This is a genomic window from Acinetobacter gerneri DSM 14967 = CIP 107464 = MTCC 9824 (assembly GCF_000368565.1).
In the GTDB taxonomy this organism is placed as follows: domain Bacteria; phylum Pseudomonadota; class Gammaproteobacteria; order Pseudomonadales; family Moraxellaceae; genus Acinetobacter; species Acinetobacter gerneri.
Window position 1 is genome coordinate 24,898 of sequence record NZ_KB849553.1, and the last position, 16,118, is coordinate 41,015.

Here is a 16,118-nt window from a genome sequence, read left to right on the forward strand (position 1 = left end):
AATCCCTGACAAGAAATATAGGGAGAGTTTTCAATCTCATAACTCTCTTCAGGGTTACATAAGATCATAAGTTGCGTAAGTTATGTAACTTTATATTCATAACAGATCAGTCCTTGGCTGTCTTCTGGTCAGAGAAATCTTTAATTCTTAACAATGCACTTCCATATATGGACATATATGGACAAATCCCTGACAAAAACGACAGGAAGTAGTTTCCCATCCCATAAATCTCTTGGAGGTTATATAAATTAAGGTTAAGTAAGTTAAGTAAGTTAAGTAAGTTAAGTAAGTTAAGTAAGTTAAGTAAGTCTATAGCTTTATGTTCATTACAGATCAATCCCTGGCGGTTTATGTAATAGCTCCAGTTAAAACGGACACTTCTCAATTAAGACCTAGTCATAGCACTAGAGTTAAGAAGTGTTCTATGGAACGTATTGAAGTTATTAAATCAGTTCAGTGTCGTCAGCGTTTTTCAGCTCACGAAAAAGCCCAATTTATTGCTATGACCATGCAACCAGGCTCATCTGTTTCTTCTCTTATCAGACTGTATGGCATTTCGCCAAATTTATTATGTAGGATGCTGGAGTAACTGCCGTGAAAACCAATGCGTAGGTCTTCAGTGTGATTGACTATAATGCGCTGTTAAAAATATCAAACAGCTTCAGTAAAGGTTTGGATGAAAAAGCGTAGAAGTTCTTAGGAATTGCTCAGGCAAAAAATACATATCGCACATGCCATGCTCTTTATTTGAAAGCATCCAAGAATCAAAATAGCTCATCATTTGAAGTCTATGATCTGTGGCAGTGAAGCTTAGGTCTGCTCCTCACTTCAAATATTACAGTCTGCAAATTTAGCGTTATTCATTACTAGGACAGACTAAATTTTTCCTATAGGTTGGTAGTGTTCAAAATAAGAATTTTTATCATTCAGGTTACGATAACTTTTCTGATTTATATTTTTCTTTATAGCCCACTTTTAACAAGTCAGAATAATACTTTTTTACCTTTTGAGGGTCGAGAAGTTCAAGTGAAATCCTTTCTTTAAACGCTTCGATTTCCTCGCCTACATTGGCATATTTTCCCCCGAATTCGGGATATTTGATAAGGTCACACAATTTTTGAGCGAAAAATATAGATTGTTTTGGTGTCAGCTGATATGTCTGTTCCAGTACCTTATCATTAACAATTAAGGAAGCTTTTTGATTAAAAGAAAATTCGATATGTGTAATTGTTCTTCCTTCTTTTTTCTGCTCGTAACTAACGTCAATATCAGTAAGTTTATTAATTTGATCTATGGCAACCGTCAATACACGCTTTTTGAAATCTCCCATGGTTTTATATTCATTTTCAAGTAGACCTAACTTATCACGCAATTCAACCATACTAATATATAGCTTGCCTTTGCTACGCCATCTAATCAAAAGTTCATACAGCCGTATAGCGTATACACTAGATAATTGAGAAATTTGCTTTAACTCATAACGAGTAAACTTTTCTTCAAGTTTTACAAAAAGCTGTAAAATATCAGGAGCAAAAATTAATTGAGCGCATGCCGCTTCTTTAACATAGCCAACTTTTGATACCCAACGGCTTTTATAAACCGCAGGCTTACCTGTAACAGGATCTATGGCCTTATAGGTGAGTCTACGTTCAAATAAGTTATCACACGCTCCCTGAAGAGCTTCGTAGGCAGCTTGGCGACCTAAATTAAAGTGCTTCATATATTCAGATGCGTGTATTGTTAGCAATGTATCCGATGTAAGCTCTTTTTCAATTTCCCGGGCTGCAATAATTGCAACTAAAATTAAGCGTTGTTCTGACAGAGTCAACGCATAAGATGCTTCAATCAAGTTATTATCTTTATAAATTACATTTGCCATGTTGTGGTCAGAGAAACAAATACTATTAGTTGACATTAACACTTAATGTCAACTAATGAAAGATCTATTTATATCAGGAAAACGTCCATTTATGTTAGGAAAACGTCCATTTAGATCAAGGAAAACGTCCACCTATTGTCAGGAAAACGTCCATTTAGATCAAGGAAAATGTCCACTTATTGTCAGGAAAATGTCCATTTAAATCCTCTCAAAGATATACACTACAAGGGATACAAGAAACCTATAAAATATAAATTTAAAAATATATATAAAATTAAAAAAGGAGCATTATTTGTGGATAACTTTATTTTTAACTTTCTTTTTCACAATAGTTGATTTAGGAGATAAAAACTTATACATTATTTTCAACATAATTACGTAACTTACATAACTTATGATTATTTTAGTAGGTGGTGAAAAAGGCGGAGCTGGTAAGAGCTGCCTTGCACAAAACTTAGCTGTTTATTTACAAACCAAGAATAGAGATGTTCTACTTCTAGATGCAGATCCTCAAGGTACAACAACTGACTGGATTAAAGAACGTGATGAGAATGAGGATTTGAAAAATATCCCATCTGTACAAGCTTCAGGCAATATTCGTCAAGTTTTAAAAGATTTATCAAAAAGATATGAAGATATTATCATTGATGCTGGTGGGCAAGATTCAGAAGCATTGCGCTCTGCTATGACTATAGCAACACATATGCTATTGCCTTTTAGACCTAAACGTAGAGATCTAAAGACTTTGGATCATATGGAACAAGTATTAAAACTGGCACGAGCAGTGAATCCAGATTTGAATGCCAGAGCAATCATTACACAATGCCCAACATTACCGTCACAAGTACAGCGAATTTTAGATGCTAAAGAAGCCTGTGTATCGTTTGGAATAAAAGCCTTAGACCAAATCACGACAAACCGAAATGTTTATGATGATGCAGATGAAAATGGCTTATCTGTTTTTGAAGTAACAAGTGATCCAAAGGCAAAAGCAGAGATTGAAGGGATAGCTCAAGAGTTTTTAGGAGTGTAATTATGGCAGGTCTTAGCGGTTTAAAAAAGAAAACTGACGATCTTTCGGATCAAGATAAACTGGTTGAAAACTTTATATCTGGAGCTGATAAAAGAGTTAAGGACCTAGAAGTTTCACAAAAGAAATTCGTTCGTTGTACCTTTTCTTTAAATCAAGAATTAAGTGAGTTAATCGATGAGTTAATTATCAAAAGTAATAATGCTCGTGTTAACAGATCTAGTATTGTAAGAATAGCTTTAGAATCACTGGCAGAGCAGAATTTAGAAGATTTTAAGCAACTAGTTGATAAAAGTTTTAAATAAAATGAGAAGGGAACAGGTTATTTAATCTATAAGATTAAATAACATAACTTCATAACTTCATAACTTCATAACTTCATAACTTCATAACTTCATAACTTCATAATATATTAAAATTTAATTTTTAGATTTATGCCACTGTTAATTCATGGGCTACCACAACGTATGTTCTTCGTTTTCGCAAGAGATGCGATGGATGTCTGGTGATTTGTAGTGGCTTTGTTGCACAAAGATTTCATAACTACATGATTTTAAGAGTTTTGACTATTTTTTTGATCTAAAATTAAATTTATTTAAATCAGATGCTTACATATTTATGCAACAAAGCCATTTGTAGTCATAAATTTTAGTTCCCACTTGTTTTTAAGTGGGGACTAAATTAAGGCTTATAGGATGAATTCATAAGGTGTGTTCAGCGGACACTTACAAAAGAAATAACGAAAAAATAGTTAAATTAACTTTTCAGAATTAATTTGACTATTTTTAATTTTAATTGCTATTGAATAATATTCGATTTAAATACAATTTTTTAGTGATTAAGTCCAACTCAGATATTTCTTTTTTCAAATCACATTTAAAAGTAATAATTTTTTTCCCGTGGTCTACGGTGTAGCTAAAAATTAAACCATTATGTACTTTATAGTATTTATTACCGATATACTTGTATCCAAAAAAATGAAATGAAAGAAGAGAGTCACAAAATATTTCTAACATCTTAGAATTATTTATATTAATAAAAGAGACAGTAAAGCTATCCGATGAATTGTGAACCAATTTATCAAGAATATTAAGAAGAAATGTATTGTATAGTTGCGAAGATTTCACTATTTAACCTTATTTAGAGCACACGAAAAACACGTAAAAAACGAGTTATCCTTTCATGTCTTTAAATAAGAGTGACTTTCTCCCGCTAGCCTTAATTCTAGCTAACCAACTAGTCTGTTATAAAACTAGGGGGCTATTGATTTTATAACTCAATAAAGATGAAAAATCTAGTTTTTTTAGAAAATTATTCATTCTTCCTACATTCTATTTAAGAATATTAGAAACCAAAATCATAGCTATCAGTGGTACGGTTTAGGCTCTTAGAGTTTTCGTCTAATGTTATATTATCGATAGGGAGGGGGTGATCTTCTTTAGTTGGTGATGTTGGAGGGGAATTATGAATAACAGTCTTGTGCTCATTTATTTGGTGCACAATATTGTGATCTATCTTGTCGTTCGCTGAGCTTTCAACTTGACGATCTATTACTAATGGGTGGTCAAATTCGATTCTTATATTTGTTGCACGTGCAATTTCTTGCACCTGTCTTTTAAAGTCATCTGTACCAGAGACCAATACAACCCCAAATTTATCTCTAGCTAATAATAAGGCATCGTGAATATGGTCAAGCTGTTGGCTGACTACTGTAATATCTAAAGTTTTTTTGCTTTCAAAAAAAGCGACTTTCTCTTGATCGATATAAAATGTTTCTCCAAATCTGTATTCGATACGATATTTTTTAATAGGGGAAGCTGACTGTAAAATTTGATCAGAATCTTTCAATGTTTCTTTTGGCCTCGTGAAGATATTATTCCGCTCTAATTCCTGTTGTTTTTGTAGCTTAGCTTTTCTACTGTATTCGTAAAACTCAAACATCTGTAAGTAATCTAGTTCAGATAAAGATTCTGTCTGTTGATAGGATTTGTTCACTTTATTTTTAGGTATAAGTGTTAGGTCTTTCAAATGTTGCGAAGCATCGTTGGTTATAACAAGGGTATGGCATTTTTCGTTGATCATAGGCTGATGTTGTAAAGAAAAATATAATTGCCAGGTTTGCTCGATGTCATTTGAGTTGAAATATTTTTTATTTAATTTTGAAGCTTGTGTATAGATCAGGTTATGCAGCCTTTCTATCAAGATACTCTGATCGTCTTGATTAAGCTGAGGCAATTGATGCTTTTGAATACATGTTGCTAAAATAGATGTGAGCTGGCTCAGTTTGATGCCACAACAGTTCAGAAGTAAACCAGTTTTGATCAGTGCTGTGCTTTTGCATTCGCCTGTTGTTTTAAAATGTTGATAGAGTTGCTTGAAGGCAATTTGGAGTTGCTCTAATGATAATTCTGAGAGAGCAGGCAGAGTTCTACTTTTGTTTGTATCTTGAATTTCATTGGATTTATGTTTGGACAGCATCTTAAATAAGTTTTTAAAATCTGATGATCCTCGAACTGATACTTCATGCTCGGGATGTAAATTCTTTAAACATTGCTGTAATCGGGTGATTGAATAATTACTAAAGACCAGAATCCCATATCTATTCTGAATGCCAATGGGCTCTTTAGGATCATTCGAATCAAACAAAATTTTGGCAGTCTTGATTTCTGGGTTTTCTTGATAAATAAAATTTTTAGACTGACGTTGATCGAATAGAAATTGTTGTTGTATCAATAGAGGATTTGTGGGTGAGACAAATCTTAAAAAATCAGCATAAGAGGTAATTTGGGTTGAATCAAAGTTTCTAGACAAAAAATTTTGATCAAATAGCTTTTCAGAGGTCTGTTGGCTTAAATTTTGATTTTGGGAAAGAAATACTTTTCTAATTTCAGCTCTGGTGGTCAGTTGATCTGTATGATGTTGATAATGCAATAGAGTATAAATCGTATCAGAAGCCTGTTCTGGAAATTTTTTCTGAAGTTGTTTTAAAAAAGAAGATTTATTGTTTTTATAAATTTCATTCTCGAAATTGATATCCCGGTACTTTGATCGACGATTCTGACTATAAACATCTTTAGTTGATTTCATCTTGAGATAAGCGTCATGAAGCTCCTTAACCAAAAAGTCTTCATTCTGGAATAAATGATAAGCAGAGATCTTTGAGGATTCATGTGGAGTGTGCTGAGCTGTCGTATTCAATTTGGGCTGATAGATTTTGATCTGATCAGCGTGATGAGGTGTAAACTCCCCCCAACGCTTTTCCAAGCTCTTTAAAGTGACTTGTTTATTGCAAAATAAAGAAGCCTTAAACGTCAGAGACTGTTGATCATCAGTTTTTATTTTAAAAATACTACCATTACGTTTTCGCTCATACAAAATTCCTAAACCTGCTAATTGTTGATGCCAGTCCTGCCAACTATTTGCATCTTTTAGGATAGGCTGAATGGTTTTTTCAAGGTCATCTTGATAGTTGCCTGCAGTCGCAATGTCATTGCGCAACTGACTCTTTTGTTGATGTCGATGTTCTTGATCACGAATCTTTGCACTGATTTTAAATGCATCAGGATTTGATATGTGGTTGATGTTTTTTTCACATTGGCCAGTTTCATGATTATAGATAAACAGAGGATTTGGCTCAGGTTCCCAGCCTTGTTTTGCTTCAATTTCAGCAGTGGCTCTATGCACTGCATTCAAAATCCAACCATCAGCTAGATCCACCGCTTGATGTTCATTATGATTATTCCTTCGGTAGGGATGGATTCGATTAATGATCAAATGAAAATGCACATTGTCTGTATCAATGTGCAATGCATACTGCATTTGTAAGTCATCTGCTTTGAGATGTTTACTTAAAATATCGATTTGCTCTTCTAATTGTTGAATCGTGGGTACTTCAAATTTTTTAAAACTTGTAACCAGATGAACGATTGGGTCAGTCACTCTAGAATTGAGACTGGCAGTTTGTGACATTTCAATTTTTTGATATGCAATATCATCATCTAAAAAGTTTCTTGAATTTGAATAGACACATTTTTCAGAAATGAGCTCATGACTAAAGCTAGCATGCAACTGAGTAATATAGTCACTGAGGTAGTCGATACGCGTTTGATTTGGATTATGTATGTAGTCTGATAAACCGTTGATACGATTTTCAACAGAAGTGCCTAATACATTTGGAATGATCTTAGTAATCATCTCTTAAGCACCTCATCATTTAGTCGACGCACAATGATTTTCAACTCATGCACGAGCTCTGTAATGTCACATAATTCTTCGGGGATCAAATCTTTATCTTTGAGTTCAATTAATATTTTGGGGAGAACAATTGCGATCATCCGAATCGTATGAATATCACGTTGATCGATTAATTGACTGTAGTCATCACTTAAAATTTTTTTACGTATATAGTCAGATTGATTGAGCTGTAATGCCCTAGCGGCATCATTGATATCTTGATGTTCATCTGCAGTTAAACGAACAATGATCTGCTTATTTCTTGATGCTTTAACTTTCATTTTTTTCTACTTTATACAAATTGAGACCGAGCGAAGCGAGCTCGAGATTTGTGAATCTGGACGATGTGATATACATCGTCCCATCCTGTACTTTTTTAGTGGTGGTCATGGTCAGTGAGTGAATTAACGACGTTAATGAAAATAATGAATGATTTATATTTTTTTTTGAGTGCAAAATGTTACATTTTTCAGTAATTCAAAAATTAGAAATGGGTCAAGTTTTACCATTTCTGTAATAGAATATATTCAGAAAAATTGGCTTATATATTTATTCTTAGGAAAAAACATGATACAAGACCAGAATGTTTCAGAACTTGATATTCAGAATCTAGCTAATAAAAATTTAACATCCTCAACAGAAAATACTTCTGAAACTGTATCGACAAAAGAAGAAAAGCATTCAAAAATTGTTGAGAAAAATCAAAAAATTTATAGTGTCAATGATTCTAAAAAATTTGAAGATATTCTTTTTCGTCATATAGAAAAAATGAATGAAAAGACGATCACACGTAATCAGTTACTTACACAACACAAGAAAACCTTACTTGAACTTTTTAGTCTTGGTGCAACTGTAGAAGAAGTAGTGACTTTTCTAAAAGAAAACAATTTCACGAGTATTTCTGAAGAAAATTTAAAAGAATTTTTGAAGAAGAAAAAATAAATTATTGAATGTGAAGTAAGATCAAGTTGATTCGAGTGCATATGAAATTACTTCACACAAAGCAATTGATCCCATCGAAAGTATGATGTGTGCTTAAAAAACAGGAGGGTTTAACTTGGTAAACTATACATACTCATTAGGAGTTTACCATGAGCAAGAAATAGAAGACTTACACCGCAGAATTTAAAGCTGAAGCCATAAAAGCCATTGAAGAGAACCAAGGTAATGTATCGGAATCCGCTAGACAACTTGGCATTTCAATGCAAACCCTTTCGAACTGGAATAACAAAGCAAAGGCTGGAACTTTAGCAGGCACAAAACAGTATTCGCCCGATCTAAACGCCTTACTCGAAGAAAATAAGAAGCTTAAACAACAGCTCAAAACAGCTGAAATGGAACGTGAATTTTTAAAAAAGGCAGCAGCGTACTTTGCCAAAGAAAGTCAGTGAGGTACGCCTATATGAAATCGCAAAGCCACTTATTTCCGATTATTTTAATGGCTCGATTACTTCGTGTATCCGTTTCTCGCTTTTATGATTGGCTAAAGCGAGGCATGAGTAAAAGATCAATTCAGCGAAATCAGCAGACAATTTTGGTCAAAATAGCCCATGAAGAAACCAAACAAAGCTATGGCTATGTTCGATTAACCAAGCATTTACAAGCGCAAGGTATCAAAATAAGTACGTATGCTGTGCGCCAAATAAAAAAATCAAATCAGTTGTATTGTAAGCGCCATAAGCGTTTCAAAAGAACCACGAACAGTGATCACAACCGTTCTATTTATGACAATTTACTCAAGCAACAGTTTTCAATGACGAAGCCTAATCTTGCGTGGTCGAGTGACATTACCTACATTTGGACGGCTGAGGGCTGGTTGTACTTGGCAGCTGTCAAAGATCTTTACACGAAACAGGTTGTTGGCTATAGCTTAAATGAGCGCATGACAGCCAAGCTTGTTTGTGATGCATTGAATATGGCTATTCGCAATCAGAAACCTGCTAAAGATCTCATTGTACATTCAGATAGAGGCAGCCAATATTGCAGTAATGAATATCGAAACTTACTTGAGAAATTTGATTTTCAGGGTTCAATGAGCAAAAAAGGCGACTGCTTTGATAATGCACCGATAGAGAGTTTCTGGGGCATACTCAAAAATGAACTAGTCCATCATCGCAACTACAAAACAAGGGAAGAAGCCAAAGCGGATATTACAAAATATATAGAGTTATTTTATAATCAGCGAAGAATTCAAAAAGGCTTGGATTTTAAGACACCAAATCAAATGGCAGAAGACTTTTATCGGTTAGCTGCCTAGAATCTCCCAAGTGAAAGTCTCCTGCTAATTCAGCACACATCAGTCTTTCCACAGATGGATAAAAAGTAGGATGTTAAATTGACCAACACCTCTAATAAACACAACTCCTCCTTTAATTATACAAGTAGATTAAGACGTGCACGCCATCGCTTTAGTCTGCTGGCAGATAAGGCAGAAGATGATGAAATCGAGCGTCGTATTCGTGATGGGATTGAGCTATCAGGAGCCATTCCCTGGATTTTAATATTCGCTATTTTTATTGCATCAGTCGGATTAAATATCAATTCAACAGCCGTGGTTATTGGAGCAATGCTAATTTCTCCACTTATGGGACCGATCATGGGGGTGGGGCTGGGTGTAGCAGTTTATGACTTTAAACTGGTAAAACGGGCACTCTTCAACCTAGGTATTGCAACACTGATCAGCTTGGTCGTATCCACTCTATATTTCTCGATATCACCCCTCGATAATGCACAATCTGAACTTTTATCACGAACTAGCCCAACCGTTTGGGATGTGCTCATCGCATTATTTGGTGGATTGGCAGGAATCATTGGGATCACTCGAGAAGAAAAATCAAATGTTATTCCAGGGGTGGCGATTGCTACAGCATTGATGCCACCTGTCTGTACTGCTGGATTTGGTATTGCAACTGGACAGTGGAGCTTTGTTGGTGGTGCACTGTATTTATATACCATTAATTGTGTGTTCATCAGTTTGGCAACTATTATCGGTATCCGGATTTTAAGGTTAAAGCCACATAGTTTTGCTGACGAAAAAGTAGAAAGACGTGTAAAAATATCTTTGCTGATGATCGCAATGGTGACCGCAATTCCAAGTGCCTATCTGGCGACTAAATTAGTTAATGAAGAAGTTTTTAAATCAACTGCCAACAAATTCATTACACAAGAATTTACCTTTAAAGAAACACAAGTCGCCAGTTCAAAAATTGATAGCAAGACACGGACCATTGAGTTGGCTTTAGTCGGTTTGCCCTTAAGTCAGGCGACGTTGCAGAATATTGAAGGGAGACTTGCTGTTGCAAATCTCGAAGGAACTAAAATTATTGTGCATCAAACCAATGATGATAAGGTTGATGTGACTGCCTTAAAATCTGGGGTATTGAGTGATTTGTATCTGAATGGACAAGAAGCCCTGCGCCAAAAGGATGAACAGGTAAAACAATTACAGCAAGAATTAAGGGTGAAAAATGCTTTATTTGCCAATGCAAATGATGTTTTTGCAGAGCTACGTGCACAGCATCCCACTGTAAGCTCTATTTTTCTAGGACAAGGCATTGATTTACCGACTGATCCCAATCAAAAGCAAATACTGCAACTTAGTGTGAGAACATCTGAACCACTATCGAGTGAAGATCAAATTCGCATTGAAAATTGGTTCAAGGTTAGAATGAAGACGGATGCTGTACTATTAGATTTTTTGGTAAATCAAGATATTGTTAATCAAAAAGATAGCAGTTCAAACTAATACTTGTTAATTTGAACTGCTATGTAGATTGTTTAATTACGGACTACATTTAAAAAATACAAGTGGCGTTCGTATTGATCAATAATGTCCTGGAGTAAATCTTCTTGTGTCCATTCCATGACATTGTAGTTTTTCCCCCCTTCTTTTAGAAAAACTTCCGCTTTGTAATATTTCAGAGAGAGGCTACTTTCGTCATCGAGCATAAAACTCGGAGCTCGTGTTTCAGTAGCCACGACTTGATAGATGAAGTTGATTTCATTTTGATGATCTACTTTCAGTAATAGCCCCCCATCAACCTCACGGATTGAAACATCCAGATTCCGGCGCTGAAATTCATGTTTTATGTTCTGAAAAGCCTGATGAACATTCTGATGAATATAGGCTGTTACTTCGGCTTTAGAATGTGGGTAATGCATAATTAAACCTAGACGCTGTTGCCAGCTTCTTGGGTTTTGTATAGCTCGTGGTGTGATCCTAGCACTTTGTAGGGCCTGTACTTTTAAGACATCTAAACGTAGTGCCTTGATTAACCCCCAGCACAATAACAGCATAATGAAAGTAAAAGGCAAGGCACTCATGATCACTGCAGATTGCAAGGCACTTAAACCACCAACGATCAGCAAGATAATAGAAAGAACAGCAATCACAGCTGTCCAGAACAAACGTTGCCAAACAGGGGAGTGCTCCGTTTTAGCCGTAAGGTAATCTGTGATCAAGGCTCCTGAATCAGCCGAAGTAACAAAAAACAGGAAGATCAGGAGGGTAGCAACCAGACTGGATACACTAGAGAGAGGTAAAGTCTTTAAAAATTCGAATAAGGCAACAGAAGAATCTTTTTCTACAGCCAATACTAGACTGGAATGATTTTGAACCGTACCGGGTTTGTCGGAGACTTTTTTATTTAAGTTAGGCCACCTGACCTAACGGGTTAATCTTATCATTGAACCGTACTGGGTTTATCGGAGAGAAGTTTTTAATATCTAAATTTATGTAACTATAGAGTATACCCTAAAGTTACAATCTGAAAGTTCATGAAATTATGTATCATTTAAATGATTTTTAATCATAAATAACATGTAACTTTAGTATTAAAGATTTATAATTTACGAAATTGTTCATTTTTATCCAATTGGGGCGTGAAAAATTGAAAGGCCAAAAAGTAGGGTATATCCGGGTAAGTTCTGTCGAGCAAAACACTGGACGTCAACTTGAGGGAATTGAAGTCGACCGGATTTTTGTTGACCGTGCTTCAGGTAAAAATACTGACCGACCTAAATTTCAGGAAATGTTGAACTATGTCCGGGAAGGGGACAGGGTGATTGTACATTCCATGGATCGTTTTGCGCGAAGCCTGAAAGATTTGGTCACTGAAGTAGATAAACTGGTCAAACGAGGGATTGCCATCCAGTTTGTAAAAGAAAATATTATTTTTACGGCCGAATCCACCCCGATGGATAATTTGATGCTGCAATTGATGGGTGCTTTTGCACAGTTCGAACGTGAGATAATTTTAGAGCGGCAAAAGGAAGGAATAAAACTCGCCTCTGCTCAGGGGAAGTACAAAGGTCGGGTGCATAAACTAAAGCCTGACCAAGCTGAAGCTTTACGACAAGCATGGAGGGAAGGGAAGTATCCATCAAAAATGGCATTAGGAAAAGCTTTTGGGATTAGTCGTCAGGCGGTATACCGATATTTACAAGTTAGTGAATAGCTTATTGGGATTGGCAACTAAATTTAGTTTAACTTATAAAAATCATGAAACATTGTTCGAATTTTAAGCGTGGAACATAAATAATCAATAAAAAGCCGCTCTGGTACCCTATGCCCCACAACGGCTTGATCTAATATACTGAAATTTAATGATAAATATCAAGTATTTCGTATAAGGTGTATTATGTTATTTTTAGAAAAACTTAACTTAAATAGATAAATCTAATATATTATCTTTCTCACAATTTCATAAATATCAATTATCTAATAAGCTTTAAATCCTCTTGCTAAGTCTGTATGCTGTTTTATCAGAAAGATACTATAGAGGGTAATATGCATAGTTTTTCTGTAAAAGAATTGGATCAGTTGATTGAAAATGATCTAAAGGAAAAGAAAAAATCTAGTAAGTTATTGATTGGATATAAACTATTTAATGATCTAATGAATGACCCTAAATTTTATGCAGAAGTGACAGATTCAGCCCTGAGTGCCACAAAACGAAAATATAAGAACCTCAAGATCAAGATTACGACGGATAAATATCAACTTCATTTTGAATAAAACATAAAAAAGAGAGCTAGCAGCTCTCTTTTTTATGATAGAAGTGTACTCACTAGTACACTTCTATCATATCCATTTTACATAATGGTCATTATGAATAGTTATTACAATTTCATTAATTATCATATAGATATATTTTTTTGACTTCGTATAAGGTGTATTATGTTTATTTTAGAAAAACTAATTGATTCTTGAAAGTAAACAGGCTTCCATTATCAGATATTAAGAGGTCTCAAATTCTTTCTGATAATAGATTAACTAATACTTTTAATTCATCTCGTAATTGATTTAAGTTATCAAACTCAATGTTCTTGGTAAGCTCTTTAGGAATCTTTTCTGCTTCAGCAGATAAGTCTCGCCCTTTATCTTTTAATGAAATAAGAACTCGTCTTTCATCATTAGGATCACGTGATCGATTAATTAGACCAGATGTCTCCATTCTTTTTAATAGTGGGGTTAATGTTCCACTATCAAGATGTAAAATTTGTCCAAGATCACCCACACTTACACATTCTTTTTCCCACAAAACCAACATCACTAAATATTGAGGATAAGTGAGTCCGAGAGGTGTAAGAAAAGGGCGATAAGCTTTTACGATTAAATTAGATGCAGCATAAATAGGAAAACATAGTTGCTCATCTAAGCAAAGCTGATTCTTGGACATAGCTTTTTATTTGGTATAGACAGTGGTAGACACCTGTATATTACCTCGAATAGCATTGGAATAAGGACATACTTGATGCGTTTGTTCCACGATTTTCTCTGCATCAGCTTGTGAAATACCTGAAAGCGTGACATCTAAGTGTACTGTCAAGGCAAATCCACCATTGCCATTAGCAACCATTCCAACAGTACTCAGGACCTCTACATCGTTATCACGGATTTTATATTCTTTATTGCTACGAGTTACATGGATCACTGCATTTCCAAAGCATGCAGCATAGCCAGCTGCAAATAATTGTTCAGGATTCGTTGCATCACCTTTACCACCTAATTCTTTTGGCAAAGCCAATTTTAGTTCTAAGATACCATCTTCACTACGAATATTTCCTGAACGTCCACCGATTGCTTTAACCTGGGTAGAATAAAGATTACTCATTTTGATTACCTTTAAATAAATACATTGTATGCAATATAATTGCACACAATGTATTTATGTCAACTGTTTTTTATATTCCATTTAACATAATGGCTGTTATATGAAATGCAACTAAATTCAGTTGCATTTTTTAATTTCAGGGGACTATACTTAGTCGTAACTGAGTAGGGCTAAAATATGGGTAAAACGGAAAAGTTATTGGAAAAATTTGGAAATTCAAAAAATACGTTTCCATATAAAGATTTAGTCGTTTTACTGAGCCAGCTCGGCTATGAAAAATTTGAAATGGCAGGCTCTCGTGTTCGGTTTTTTAATGAAAAAACTGAACATATGATTTTACTGCATAGACCACACCCTGAAAATGAAATCAAAGGTGGGGCATTGAAAGCTGTAAAACAGGCACTCAAGCAGGAGGGATTTTTATGAGCTATTTAAAATACAAAGGTTATCTCGGAACAATTGAGCCTGATCTTGAAACAGGTGAGTTATTTGGAAAACTTGCTTTTATTCGTGATCTTATCACCTATGAAGCGGAAACTTTAAAAGCCCTTGAGAAAGCTTTTCAGGAATCTGTAGACGGCTATTTAGAATCATGTGCTGAACTAGGAAAATCTCCTGATCAACCATTCAAAGGCACTTTTAATGTCCGTATTAGCCCTGAATTGCACCGTAAGGCGGTTTTAGCATCAAGTAATTCTCTAAATGCCTTTGTCAGTGATGCGATTCAAGAAAAGTTAATGCGTTTAGGTGCGTAATTTATTGAAGCCTAGGCTACTACCTAAAAATTGAAAAACTCAGCAAAAATGGGAGCTTAAAGCTCCCATTTTTAGTTTTGTATAAGGTGTATTATGGGCACTGTTGCAAATAGAGATTTGAGTCGATGATGTTCCCTTTAAAAAGTGCTTAGAGACCGAAAACCCTGTTGATTAGACACACTTCACCCTGAGGCTGACCATAATAAAATGACGATGCTTGTCCTTTACGTAGTGCACGCATGACTTCAATACCTTTAATTGTGGCATAAGCCGTCTTCATAGATTTGAATCCTAATGTGGCCCTGATGATTCGCTTTAACTTACCATGATCACATTCAATGACATTATTTTTATACTTAATCTGCCTGTGCTCAATATCTACTGGACATTTTCCTTCTCGCTTTAATCGTGATAAAGCATGGCCATAGGTCGCTGCTTTATCTGTATTGATGACCCGTGGAATTTGCCATTTTTTCACCGTATTGAAGATCTTTCCTAGAAAACTATAGGCTGATTTACTGTTCCGTCTAGCGGAAAGGTAAAAGTCAATCGTATGACCACGTTGATCAACTGCACGATACAGGTAAGTCCATCGCCCCTTCACTTTGATATAAGTCTCATCCATATGCCATGAATGTAAATCTGTAGGATTACGCCAATACCAGCGTAACCGTTTTTCCATTTCTGGAGCATAACGCTGAACCCAACGATAAATTGTACTGTGATCCACATTTATGCCTCGTTCAGCGAGCATTTCTTGAAGTTCACGATAGCTGATGCCATATTTACAATACCAACGAACAGCCCAAAGAATGATTTCACCTTGAAAGTGCCGACCGTGGAAGGGATTCATCTGCTGTATCTCGAAATAAATAAGATATTTAGCTTATCATGTCAGCCTATTTGCAACAGTGCCTCATGACTACTATGTCTGTGAAACAACAACAGATAAGCAAGCGCATAATTGGGTCTATGACATCGAGTCTAATTAATCAAATATATTTTTATTCAGTGAGTAAAATTATAACGAAGTTTCTGTAATGGACAGATATTAAAAAGCCCCCTTATTCAGGGGGCAGGTTGTATAGATATAACTATACTTATAA

At 35.2% G+C, this 16,118-nt stretch carries 16 protein-coding genes and 1 pseudogene; 10 read left to right on the top strand and 7 right to left on the bottom strand.

Annotation, left to right across the window (positions count from 1 at the left end):
• Nucleotides 1–424 precede the first annotated feature (424 nt).
• On the top strand, nt 425–589 hold the full coding sequence (locus F960_RS21995; protein WP_081401805.1) for a transposase: 165 nt from the start codon (nt 425–427) through the stop codon (nt 587–589).
• Between the two features lie 342 nt (nt 590–931).
• Here F960_RS21995 and repM read toward each other — a convergent pair whose 3' ends face one another.
• Entirely contained in the window at nt 932–1,879 is a 948-nt protein-coding gene (gene repM, locus F960_RS20405) for a replication initiation protein RepM (protein ID WP_004871226.1), read from the bottom strand.
• 394 nt (nt 1,880–2,273) lie between these two features.
• Between repM and F960_RS20410 the strand changes: the two genes are divergently transcribed.
• Nucleotides 2,274–2,912 (top strand): AAA family ATPase, encoded by a 639-nt coding sequence (locus F960_RS20410; RefSeq protein WP_004871228.1) that lies wholly within the window; start codon nt 2,274–2,276, stop codon nt 2,910–2,912.
• A gap of 2 nt (nt 2,913–2,914) precedes the next feature.
• Nucleotides 2,915–3,214: a hypothetical protein gene (locus F960_RS20415; RefSeq protein WP_004778793.1), complete on the top strand. Its 300-nt coding sequence runs from the start codon at nt 2,915–2,917 to the stop codon at nt 3,212–3,214.
• Between the two features lie 1,039 nt (nt 3,215–4,253).
• Here F960_RS20415 and F960_RS20420 read toward each other — a convergent pair.
• The gene (locus F960_RS20420) at nt 4,254–7,103 is read right to left on the bottom strand and encodes a relaxase/mobilization nuclease domain-containing protein (RefSeq protein ID WP_004871230.1); all 2,850 of its coding nucleotides are present in this window, start codon (nt 7,101–7,103) and stop codon (nt 4,254–4,256) included.
• Complete coding sequence (locus F960_RS20425; RefSeq protein ID WP_004871232.1) at nt 7,100–7,423, bottom strand: plasmid mobilization protein; 324 nt, start codon at nt 7,421–7,423, stop codon at nt 7,100–7,102. The genes F960_RS20420 and F960_RS20425 overlap by 4 nt, the downstream gene beginning before the upstream one ends.
• 286 nt (nt 7,424–7,709) lie before the next feature.
• Between F960_RS20425 and F960_RS20430 the strand changes: the two genes are divergently transcribed.
• The 3 genes from F960_RS20430 to F960_RS20445 all read left to right on the top strand — a co-directional run bounded on the left by F960_RS20430 (nt 7,710) and on the right by F960_RS20445 (nt 10,887).
• Nucleotides 7,710–8,084 carry a hypothetical protein gene (locus F960_RS20430; RefSeq protein ID WP_004871235.1) on the top strand — a complete coding sequence of 125 codons (375 nt, stop codon included), beginning with the start codon at nt 7,710–7,712 and terminating at the stop codon, nt 8,082–8,084.
• A gap of 197 nt (nt 8,085–8,281) precedes the next feature.
• Nucleotides 8,282–9,399 (top strand): IS3 family transposase gene (locus F960_RS20440; protein WP_228134754.1). Its coding sequence is split into 2 segments (ribosomal slippage): nt 8,282–8,492 and nt 8,492–9,399, totalling 1,119 coding nucleotides; the frame shifts between segments, so codons are not numbered across the junction.
• A 78-nt stretch (nt 9,400–9,477) separates the two neighbouring features.
• Nucleotides 9,478–10,887, top strand: a complete 1,410-nt coding sequence (locus F960_RS20445; protein ID WP_004871243.1) for a TIGR00341 family protein — start codon at nt 9,478–9,480, stop codon at nt 10,885–10,887.
• Nucleotides 10,888–10,919: 32 nt separating this feature from the next.
• Here the strand turns inward: F960_RS20445 and F960_RS20450 are convergent.
• A pseudogene (locus F960_RS20450) lies at nt 10,920–11,756 on the bottom strand (glycine betaine transporter); the annotation flags it as partial.
• 275 nt (nt 11,757–12,031) lie between these two features.
• On the opposite strand from F960_RS20450, the gene F960_RS20455 reads away from it, so the two are divergent.
• Nucleotides 12,032–12,598 carry a recombinase family protein gene (locus tag F960_RS20455; RefSeq protein WP_035372832.1) on the top strand — a complete coding sequence of 189 codons (567 nt, stop codon included), beginning with the start codon at nt 12,032–12,034 and terminating at the stop codon, nt 12,596–12,598.
• 332 nt (nt 12,599–12,930) lie between these two features.
• The gene (locus F960_RS20460) at nt 12,931–13,158 is read left to right on the top strand and encodes a hypothetical protein (RefSeq protein ID WP_004812234.1); all 228 of its coding nucleotides are present in this window, start codon (nt 12,931–12,933) and stop codon (nt 13,156–13,158) included.
• A gap of 232 nt (nt 13,159–13,390) precedes the next feature.
• Here the strand turns inward: F960_RS20460 and F960_RS20465 are convergent, their stop codons facing one another.
• Complete coding sequence (locus tag F960_RS20465) at nt 13,391–13,822, bottom strand: MarR family winged helix-turn-helix transcriptional regulator (protein WP_000042163.1); 432 nt, start codon at nt 13,820–13,822, stop codon at nt 13,391–13,393.
• A gap of 6 nt (nt 13,823–13,828) precedes the next feature.
• Nucleotides 13,829–14,257 carry an organic hydroperoxide resistance protein gene (locus F960_RS20470; RefSeq protein WP_004786455.1) on the bottom strand — a complete coding sequence of 143 codons (429 nt, stop codon included), beginning with the start codon at nt 14,255–14,257 and terminating at the stop codon, nt 13,829–13,831.
• A 177-nt stretch (nt 14,258–14,434) separates the two neighbouring features.
• On the opposite strand from F960_RS20470, the gene F960_RS20475 reads away from it, so the two are divergent.
• On the top strand, nt 14,435–14,683 hold the full coding sequence (locus tag F960_RS20475) for a type II toxin-antitoxin system HicA family toxin (protein WP_004812233.1): 249 nt from the start codon (nt 14,435–14,437) through the stop codon (nt 14,681–14,683).
• Entirely contained in the window at nt 14,680–15,012 is a 333-nt protein-coding gene (locus F960_RS20480; protein ID WP_004812232.1) for a type II toxin-antitoxin system HicB family antitoxin, read from the top strand. The genes F960_RS20475 and F960_RS20480 overlap by 4 nt, the downstream gene beginning before the upstream one ends.
• A 148-nt stretch (nt 15,013–15,160) precedes the next feature.
• Here the strand turns inward: F960_RS20480 and F960_RS20485 are convergent, their stop codons facing one another.
• Nucleotides 15,161–15,865, bottom strand: coding sequence for an IS6-like element IS1008 family transposase (locus F960_RS20485; protein ID WP_001067783.1), 705 nt, complete (start codon nt 15,863–15,865; stop codon nt 15,161–15,163).
• Between the last annotated feature and the right edge of the window lie 253 nt (nt 15,866–16,118).

Bases quoted from the DNA above. Each gene is read 5' to 3' on its own strand.
- F960_RS20475 (WP_004812233.1), top strand. From the start codon at position 14,435: ATGGGTAAAACGGAAAAGTTATTGGAAAAATTTGGAAATTCAAAAAAT.
- repM (WP_004871226.1), bottom strand. From the start codon at position 1,879: ATGGCAAATGTAATTTATAAAGATAATAACTTGATTGAAGCATCTTAT.
- F960_RS21995 (WP_081401805.1), top strand. From the start codon at position 425: ATGGAACGTATTGAAGTTATTAAATCAGTTCAGTGTCGTCAGCGTTTT.
- F960_RS20460 (WP_004812234.1), top strand. From the start codon at position 12,931: ATGCATAGTTTTTCTGTAAAAGAATTGGATCAGTTGATTGAAAATGAT.
- F960_RS20430 (WP_004871235.1), top strand. From the start codon at position 7,710: ATGATACAAGACCAGAATGTTTCAGAACTTGATATTCAGAATCTAGCT.
- F960_RS20485 (WP_001067783.1), bottom strand. From the start codon at position 15,865: ATGAATCCCTTCCACGGTCGGCACTTTCAAGGTGAAATCATTCTTTGG.
- F960_RS20420 (WP_004871230.1), bottom strand. From the start codon at position 7,103: ATGATTACTAAGATCATTCCAAATGTATTAGGCACTTCTGTTGAAAAT.
- F960_RS20480 (WP_004812232.1), top strand. From the start codon at position 14,680: ATGAGCTATTTAAAATACAAAGGTTATCTCGGAACAATTGAGCCTGAT.
- F960_RS20470 (WP_004786455.1), bottom strand. From the start codon at position 14,257: ATGAGTAATCTTTATTCTACCCAGGTTAAAGCAATCGGTGGACGTTCA.
- F960_RS20425 (WP_004871232.1), bottom strand. From the start codon at position 7,423: ATGAAAGTTAAAGCATCAAGAAATAAGCAGATCATTGTTCGTTTAACT.
- F960_RS20410 (WP_004871228.1), top strand. From the start codon at position 2,274: ATGATTATTTTAGTAGGTGGTGAAAAAGGCGGAGCTGGTAAGAGCTGC.
- F960_RS20465 (WP_000042163.1), bottom strand. From the start codon at position 13,822: ATGTCCAAGAATCAGCTTTGCTTAGATGAGCAACTATGTTTTCCTATT.
- F960_RS20415 (WP_004778793.1), top strand. From the start codon at position 2,915: ATGGCAGGTCTTAGCGGTTTAAAAAAGAAAACTGACGATCTTTCGGAT.